General features: G+C 74.6%; 5 protein-coding genes and 1 pseudogene. 1 reads left to right on the top strand and 5 read right to left on the bottom strand.

Annotated features, from left to right (window positions below):
* From AB0K09_RS27400 to AB0K09_RS27380, 5 genes and pseudogenes are all read right to left on the bottom strand, one after another.
* Positions 1 to 1,596: pseudogene (locus tag AB0K09_RS27400) on the bottom strand (hypothetical protein); the annotation flags it as partial.
* A 42-nt stretch (positions 1,597 to 1,638) separates the two neighbouring features.
* Positions 1,639 to 2,553, bottom strand: coding sequence for a hypothetical protein (locus AB0K09_RS27395; RefSeq protein ID WP_366068085.1), 915 nt, complete (start codon positions 2,551 to 2,553; stop codon positions 1,639 to 1,641).
* Between the two features lie 583 nt (positions 2,554 to 3,136).
* Entirely contained in the window at positions 3,137 to 4,660 is a 1,524-nt protein-coding gene (locus AB0K09_RS27390) for a hypothetical protein (RefSeq protein WP_366068084.1), read from the bottom strand.
* A gap of 67 nt (positions 4,661 to 4,727) precedes the next feature.
* A complete protein-coding gene (locus tag AB0K09_RS27385) occupies positions 4,728 to 5,699 on the bottom strand; it encodes a DUF979 domain-containing protein (protein ID WP_366068083.1) in 972 nt (323 codons plus the stop codon).
* Complete coding sequence (locus AB0K09_RS27380; RefSeq protein WP_366068082.1) at positions 5,696 to 6,448, bottom strand: DUF969 domain-containing protein; 753 nt, start codon at positions 6,446 to 6,448, stop codon at positions 5,696 to 5,698. Before AB0K09_RS27380 ends, AB0K09_RS27385 begins: the two co-directional genes overlap by 4 nt.
* A gap of 187 nt (positions 6,449 to 6,635) precedes the next feature.
* Between AB0K09_RS27380 and AB0K09_RS27375 the strand changes: the two genes are divergently transcribed.
* Positions 6,636 to 6,911, top strand: a 276-nt coding sequence (locus AB0K09_RS27375; RefSeq protein ID WP_366068081.1) for a GntR family transcriptional regulator, incomplete at its 3' end; no start/stop codon positions are given.

The following is a 6,911-nucleotide window of genomic DNA, read 5'->3' as shown; positions in this document are numbered from 1 at the left end:
GGCCGGGTCGGCGTCGGGGGCGGTGTCGTCGAGCCAGCCGGCGCGGACCGCCTCGGCGGTCTCCTGCTCGACCTCGGCCAGGCGCTGGCGCAGGTGACCGGTCTCGCTGCGGGCGCGCTGGGCCTCGGTGGCGGCGGCCGTGGCGTCGCGGTGGGCGGCCTCGCTCGCCTCCTGGAGGGCGGCGGAGCGCTCCTCCTGCTCGTGGGCCAGCCGCTCGCCCTGCTCGGCGGCGGCGTTGAGGGCGCGGACGAGCTCGGTGGCGGCGCGGGAGCGGGCGGCGAGCGCGGGAGCGGCGTCGCGCTCGGCCTCGTGGATGGCGGCGGCCACCCTGGCCGAGCGGTCGGCGGCGGCGCGGTGGCGCAGCACGGTCTCGGCGGCCTGCCAGGCGGCGTGCAGGGTACGGGCGTCGTTGAGCTCGCGGCGCTGGGCGGCGGCGGCCTTCTCGGCGGCGGCCAGGGCCAGGGAGGCGTGCCGGTAGGCGATCTCGGCGGCGATGAGGGAGCTGCGGCCGCGCTCGGTCTCGGCGTCGGTGACGCGGTGCGCGGCGGCGGCGACCTGTTCGGCGAGTTCGACGGCGCGGCCGCGCTCCTCGGCGCCGCGCAGCGAGAGCCGGCGGGCCAGTTCGCGGGTGCGGCGCTCGGCGGCGGCGTGCACGCCGCGCGCCTGGCCGCGCCGGCCGGCGGCCTCGGCGATGCGGGAGAGCAGGTCGAGGGAACCGGCCGTGAAGTCCCGCTCGGCGGTCAGCTCGGAGCGGCGGCCGAGCTTGTGGGCGAAGCCGTGCACGAGGTCGGCGAGGCCGTCGGTGTCGCGGGTGTCGGTGACGGCGCGCAGCAGCAGGTCGGTGAAGTCGGAGTCGTTCTTGACGGCGAAGAGGCCGGCGGCCTCGCCCTCGTCGGCGTTCATCTCGCGCTGATAGCGGAACAGCTCGGGGTCGAGGCCGAGTTCGCCGAGGTGCTCGTTCCAGCGCTCGTGGATCTCCTCCCAGACGACGTCCAGGTGGGGGTAGGCCTTGCCGGCCTCGGTGAGGGCGTCGCGGAAGCCCTTCATGGTGCGGCGGCGGCCGCGGGCGCCGGAGGCGCCGTCCGCGCGGCCGCGCATGGCGGTGGACTCGGCGACGGGCAGGGAGTCCAGGCTGAGGCCGGGACCGGGGCGGAAGGAGTACCAGGCCTCGGCGAACTTGCGCGGGTCGTTGGAGACCTGGCGGCCGCGCCACTCGCTGACCTTGCCGACGACGACGGTCTCGCCCGTGAGGACGTGCTGCCACTCCAGGGCGACGTGGCCGCAGTCGTCGGCGAGCAGGAACTTGCGCAGCACGCCGGAGCTGGCGCCGCCGAGGGTGTTGCGGTGACCGGGCAGCATCACCGAGAAGATCAGCTTGAGCAGGACGGACTTGCCGCCGCCGTTCTCCAGGAAGAGCACACCGGCCGGCGCGGGGCGGCGCGGCGGGCCGACGGGCTCCTCCTCGAAGAACTCCGCCTGCGCGGGCGCGGGATTCGGCACCGGGGCGCCCACCCCGCGCAGGTCCAGCACGGTGTCGGCGTAGCGCGCACCGGCGGGCCCGATGGAGTAGAGGCGGACCCGGGACAGCTCGTACATGGCGGCGGACTCTCGTTTGTCGCAGGTGTGGTGGTTACTGGGTCACGAATGGAACGGCAGGCCGGCGTCCGCGACGAGGTCGAGGTCGTCGGTTTCGTCCGGCGGAAGCAGGGTGGCGCTGCCGTCGCCCACGGGGACGACGCCGAGCTCCAGCAGCTCGGCCATGGCGGCGCTGCTCGCCATGTCGCGGACCTGGAGCTGGTAGCGGGCGGTGGTACGGAAGGTGCCGCCGGCGTCGTCGCCGGTGCGCTGGAGGAAGCCGGAGTCGACGAGGAACGCGACGGCCTTGGCGACGATGCCGGTGGTGGAGCCGGCCAGGCGCCGCGCGTCCTTGGTGGCGCCGGTGGCGCTGCGGCGCGCGTAGACCCGCCAGGCGGCCTCCAGGCCGGGGGCGCCGGTGGTGGGGTCGGTGTTCTCACCCTGCTCGGCGGCCTTCTCCTCCAGCCGGCGGCACGCCTGGCGGACGAACGCGTCGACGCCGTTGACGGTGACGCGGCCGATGTAGCCGTCGTCGGCGAGGTCCTCGGGGCGGGGGAAGGACATGGCCGCGACGGCGAGGTGGGCGAGACCGTGCAGGAAGCGGTCGGCGGAGTCGGTGGAGGCGCGGCGCGCGTAGTCGCCCATGCGGACGGCGAAGACGGAGTCCTCGGCGGCGGTGACGGCCATGCCGGCGCGGGTGGACACCTCCAGCACGACGAGCCCGAGCCCGGCGGCGACGGCGTCCGCGAGGCGCGCGAAGGCGGGGTCGTCGCGGTGCCGGCGCAGGAGCTCGGCGTACTCGGCGTCGCGGGCGGGCAGCAGCTTGGGCTGCAACCCGAAGGCGACGAGCCGGGCCGCGTCCGCGGCGTCGGCGGGAGTGACGGCGACGGCCCCCGCGGGGTGCTCCGCTGCTGCGTCCTCGTCGCCGGGGGCGGCGGCCTGCTGCCGCGCCGGGTCGTCGACGTCGTACTCGGTCACGCGAATGCTCCTGGTCGGTTCCTGGTCTTGCGGTACGCCGTGCGGCGGGCTGCCGAGTCGTGGGGCCGGGCCCCACCCACCCCGTGGCGAGCCACGAGCTCCCATCGCGCCGCAGGGGCGCCCGGCCCGAACGGCGGAATCCGGCGGTGCCGGGCCAACCGCAAGCGGCGGACGGTACGGCCGAAGCCGGCTCGGCACCGCCGGGCTGCGCCGTCGTGGTTGCCCACCCTCGCGGCGGAGTGGTCAGGCCGGGCCTCACGCACCGCCCCGTCCGCAAGGAGCCGGCCACAGGCCACTCCGCACCGCCGGGCTGCGCCGTCGTGGTTGCCCACCCTCGCAGCGGGGAGGTGAGGCCGGGCCTCACCCACCGCCCCGTCCGCAAGGAGCCGGCCACAGGCCACTCCGCACCGCCGGACTGCGCCATCGTGGTTGCCCACCCTCGCAGCGGGGAGGTGAGGCCGGGCCTCACCCACCGCCCCGTCCGCAAGGAGCCGGCCGCAGGCCGCACCGCACCGCCGGGCTACGCCGTCGTCGTTGCCCACCCTCGCGGCGGGGAGGTGTGAGCGGACCCTCCGCGGGGTGGTCACGCCGCCTCCGTGCGGGCCGCGGCCATGCCTGCTGCGTCCAGGAGGGCCTTGCCGACGATGAGGTCCGCGCCGCCGAACTCCGGGTCGTCGAGGGGGGTGCCGTCGTCGACGGCGAAGAGGAGTTCCTGTTCGCCCTGGCGGTAGGCGGTGCCGACCGAGGGGCTGGCCGCGTGGACGGCCAGGAGGGCGACGAGGTAGGGGAGTTCCGGGTCGCGGCGGCGGGCCTCGGCCAGGAGGCCGGAGAGGCGGCGGGGCGCGTCCGGGGGCAGGTCGAGGAGCTCCAGGGCCTCCGCGAGCTGCTGCTCGCTGAAGCGGCTGTCGTCCGGGGTCTCGACCAGGTCGGGTTCCGGCATCTCCGCGCCGAGGTGCTCGCGCTCGGCGGGGGGCGTGAGCAGCATGTCGACCAGGTCGCCGACGCGCACCGCGACGGGGGTGCGCAGGCCCGTGCCGCGGGCGAAGAAGGCGTCGGTGACGCGGCCGGCCTGTTCGACGGGAAGCGGCAGCACGGGCGCGAGGAGCTGCCCGTACAGGTCGGTGCCGACGCGGGCGGCGGGGGTGGCGAAGGCCTGCCGGTCCTGCTCGGCGCGGAAGAGCGGGCCGGCCTCCAGCAGCCGGGACTGCAGCTGGGTGTGGCGGCGGATGCAGTCCTTGACGATGTCGACCAGCTCGGCGGCGCGGCGCTTGGGCTCCGCGCCCTCCGCCTCGTCGCGCGCCTTGCGGATGTTGGTGAGGATCGCGTTCTCGTGGCGGTAGCGGTCGGCGACGTGGTCGAGCGCTTCGGCGATCATGTCGGGGACGGCGTTGAGCCAGTCGACCGCGCGGACGTTGCGCCGGGTGGCCTCCAGGGTCTTGCGGAGGGTCTCCGCGTACTGGACGGTCCGGTAGCGGGCCTGCTCGGCGGCGAGCTGGGCGTCGGCCAGGCGGCCGCGGCTGATGAGGACCTCCAGCTTGACCTCGGCCGCGATCTGCGCGCTGGTGACGTCCGTGTCGAGGGCGCCGACCAGGACGTTGACGGCCTCGTCGGTGGTGCGCAGGAAGACCGTGCCGCCGGGGCCGGGGACCTCCTCGACGAGCTTGAAGTCGTAGTCGCGCCGGACGTACGTGCCGTCGGGGCCGAACGTGCCGTAGACGGCGCGGAAGCCGCGGTCGACACTGCCGACGTTGATGAGGTTCTCCAGGACCCAGCGGGCGACGCGCTCGTGCTCGGCCTGGGGGCGCTCGGGGGCCTGGGCGGCGACGCGGGGCAGCAGCCGGGCCACTATCTGCTCGTGGTCGGCGCCGGTGTCGAAGTCCATGTTGAGCGTGACGAGGTCGATGGCGGCCAGCGCCACCTCCGCCATGGCGTACACGCCGTACTCGCCCGCGAGGTTGGCCTTGCGCGCGTCGAGGTCGTGCAGCGGCGCGGTGCAGGCCAGCGCCCGTAGCCGGCGGGCCAGGCCTTCGTCGGCGGCCGGGCCCGGGGCTGGGCGCGAGACGCCGTTGAGCTGGGGCGGAAGGGCCGCCGGGGCTGGAGAGGTCACGTCGCACAGCGTAGGCGGTCACCCTGACAACGGACGAAACGGCGCGGTTCACAAGGGTTCGTGACGGTCACCGCATGGCAAAAACGGACATGATGGCAATATTGCATCCAAGAAGGGCGAATGCCGTGGGGAGTTGGGCCTTGATGGGCCCGTACTGGTCCTTCAGTTCGAGCAGGGCGGCGGGAACGATGTTGTAGTTGGCCGCCATCGGCGTCACGAGGGTGCCGCAGAAGCCCGCGAGCATGCCGATCGCCAGGACGGCCGGGGCGTCGCCGTGCGCCTGTTCCACCAGGACCGGCCAGCCGACGGCGGCCGTCATGACGGGGAAGGCCGCGAAGCCGTTGCCCATCACGACGGTGAGGAGGAACATCCCCACGCAGTAGACGACGACGGCGGCGAGGACGGAGTGCTCCGGCAGGACCGCCGTGGTGATCCGGCGCACCTGGTCGCCCACGCCCGCGACGGAGAAGATGGCTCCGAGTGTGGCGAGCAGCTGCGGCAGGAGCATCGCCCAGCCCATGGACTCCAGGATCGAACGCCCGGCGTGCAGGGATGTCGACAGCCGCTTCTCACGCAGCATCACCATGCCGGCCGCGAGTGCGGCCAGCGCGCCGATGCCGAGCCCCAGGACGGTCTCGCCACCCTTCTGCAGAATCGGTTCGCCACCGAGGGAGAGCCGCTTGACGCCCACCGCGCACACCAGGGCGACGGCCGGGACGGTGAGCGCCGGTACGAACAGCCGGCCGCCCAGCCGTGCCGCGCTCGCCGCCCGTTCCGCGGGGGAGGTCGTACGGGCCTCGCCACGCCCGGTGAGGCCGAAGCCCGCGAGAGCGATCATGACGAGCACGGCCGCGCCCAGGGGTTCGGGCGGCGCGCTCCTGTCGGCCACCCAGGTGCCGTAGACGAAGCCGAGGCCGAGCAGCCCCCAGAAGGCGGCGCTGCCGAAGCGCCTGGGGTTGCTGCGGTCGGTGAGCATCTGGGCGGCCATCAGCAGGAAGATGCCGCCGACGAGCCAGAAGAACCATTCGGCCTTGATCATGCGACGGACTCCTCCGGGCTCGGCCGGTCCGGCCGGTCCGATCGGCCGGGCCGGCCGGGTCCGTCCGGCCGGCCTCGCCCGCCCGCCGGGGGACGCCCCAGCGTGCGGTCCAGGCGCAGCAGCCGCCAGCCGTGGATGACGAGGGCGCACAGGGCCGTCGGGACGGCCCAGAGCGCGAGACTCAGCGGTTCGAGGTGCGCGTGGTACGTCGTGTTGACGAATCCGGTGATCAGCAGGATCGAGCCCACGGCCAGGAAGACGTCCTCGCCGAAGAAGAGGCCGACGTTGTCGGCGCTGGCGGCGAAGGAGCGCAGCTTCTCGCGCGCCCGGTCGGGCAGCGGGCCGTGGCGCCGCTCGGCCGCGCCTTCGGCCATGGGGGCGGCCAGCGGACGCACGGTCTGGGCGTGGCCGAAGACGCTGTTGAGCCCGAGGGCGGCGGCGAGCTGCCGCAGCAGCAGGTACAGCGCGAGGAAGCGGCCCGCCGTGAGTCCGGCGAACCGCGTCACGACGGCGCGGGCCTGCTCCTGGAGGCCGTGCCGCTCCAGCAGGCCGATGACCGGCAGGGTGACCGCGAAGATCGTCACCGAGCGGCTGGACGCGAAGCCGGTGCCGAAGGCGGCCAGGACCTCCCGGGGCGTGAGACCGCCCAGCAGTCCGGTGACGATGCCGGCCGCGCCGACGACGAGCAGGGGGTTGCGCCGCGTGGCGAAGCCCGCCACGACCACGAGGACGCCCAGGAGCACGAGCATGCGTCCGCCTTCCGCATTCTCGGACCTCACTCGATCGGGTGAGGCGTGTGCGGAGGAGGCTAAGATATTGTTCAACAATCCTCAATGGTCCTGTCGAATGGTCCCGTCGCGAAGACCGGCCCCTTCGAAGACCGGCCGGCCCCTTCGAAGACCGGTTCCGTCGCGGCCACCGCCCGGAGGAGACGCCATGGCCCGATCCACCGCACAGCGCGTCGCGGAGGTGCTCCGCGAACGCATCGAGGCCGGCTGGCTGCCGCCCGGCACCCAGCTGTCGGAGGAGGCCCTCGGCCGGGAGCTGGGCGTCTCGCGCAACACGCTGCGGGAGGCGTTCCGGCTGCTCGTGCACGACAGCCTGGTGACGCACGAGCTCAACCGGGGCGTCTTCGTGCGCACCCTGGAACCCGACGACGTCGCCGACATCTACCGGGTGCGCGCCGCGCTGGAGACCGCCGGCGTGCGCGCC

The sequence above is a fragment of the Streptomyces sp. NPDC049577 genome (assembly GCF_040675635.1).
In the GTDB taxonomy this organism is placed as follows: Bacteria; Actinomycetota; Actinomycetes; order Streptomycetales; family Streptomycetaceae; genus Streptomyces.
The sequence above is the reverse complement of the archived record's forward strand: the minus strand, read 5'-3'. Positions and strand labels throughout refer to the sequence as shown.

What these genes read in the sequence shown, in the direction of transcription:
- AB0K09_RS27380 (WP_366068082.1), bottom strand. Translation starts at nt 6,448, where the DNA reads ATGCTCGTGCTCCTGGGCGTCCTCGTGGTCGTGGCGGGCTTCGCCACG.
- AB0K09_RS27385 (WP_366068083.1), bottom strand. Translation starts at nt 5,699, where the DNA reads ATGATCAAGGCCGAATGGTTCTTCTGGCTCGTCGGCGGCATCTTCCTG.